This window comes from Mesorhizobium sp. WSM4847 (genome assembly GCF_055811335.1).
Genome location: NZ_JBVVPY010000085.1, coordinates 1 through 1,171 on the forward strand (window position 1 = coordinate 1; position 1,171 = coordinate 1,171).

At 60.5% G+C, this 1,171-nt stretch carries 1 protein-coding gene; it reads left to right on the forward strand.

Going from position 1 to position 1,171, the window contains the following annotated elements; all coding sequences use genetic code 11:
- Nucleotides 1–128: 128 nt before the first annotated feature.
- A partial coding sequence (locus tag AC0L28_RS34605; protein ID WP_473482973.1) for a YihY/virulence factor BrkB family protein occupies nt 129–1,171 on the forward strand: 1,043 nt, incomplete at its 3' end.

A 1,171-nucleotide genomic window follows, 5' to 3' on the forward strand; every position in this document is an offset into this window, starting at 1 on the left:
CTCGTCGCATGTGGATGGCGCAGTGTTCTGCAGTCGGTGGATGTTTATTTGTGAGCGCAGGTCTGCACCTGCATCCTTTGGCGCTTTCATACGTTTGGCCGCGAAGAAGATGCTCCGGACCGGCAGCCATGTCGAAGAAGACCACCGACGACGCTTACGAAGACCAAGTGCAACTTGAGCGGCGGGCCGAGCGGGAGGGCCGCGGACGCGATGCCGAATGGCCGTCACAGATTCCCAGCCCCGGCTGGAAGGACGTGCTGTGGCGGGTCTTTGCTGAGGTATCAGAGGACCGTGTTATGCTGATTGCGGCCGGGGCCGCATTCTATCTGATCCTTGCCCTCTTTCCCGCGCTTGCCGCGTTCGTGTCCATCTACGGTTTTGTCGCCGATCCTCAGACCATCGCTGAGCACATTGCGTTCCTTGGCGGCGTACTGCCTTCGGACGGTCTGGACATTATCAGATCTCAGCTTGCGTCCTTGGCTGCTCAGAAGACTGGCGCGCTCAGCTTCGGCTTCATGTTCGGCCTTGCCGTCGCACTGTGGAGCGCCAGTAACGGCATCAAGACGCTATTCGAAGCCATGAACATCGCCTACGAGGAGAGTGAAAAGCGCGGCTTTATCCATCTGAATCTTCTGGCCTTGGGCTTCACACTTGGCGCCATCCTCATCGGTATCGGCTTTATCGTCTCGGTGGGGATCGTGCCGGCCATGCTTGCGCTGCTGAACCTCGGCGGTTGGACCGAAGCCCTTGTGCGGATCTTTCGGTGGCCGATGATGCTGATCCTGGTCGGCCTCGGGATCACGCTGATCTACCGCTACGGCCCCAGCCGCGAAAGGGCAAAGTGGCAATGGGCGACATGGGGCGCCTTCCTCGCGGCTGGGGTGTGGATCGCGGTCTCGATAGGGTTTTCCTATTATCTTGAGAACTTCGCCGACTACAACGCGACGTATGGAGCCCTGGGGGCAGTCATCGGCTTGATGATGTGGACCTGGATCTCTGTGATTGTCCTGATTGTGGGGGCGGAGCTGAATGCCGAGATGGAGCACCAGACAGCCAAGGACACCACCACAGGTGCGCAGCAGCCGATGGGTGCGCGAGGTGCCACGGTCGCCGACACGCTGGGCGGATCGGCCGATGCCACACACCAGCAGTCGCGTTCGGGCGAGCGCAA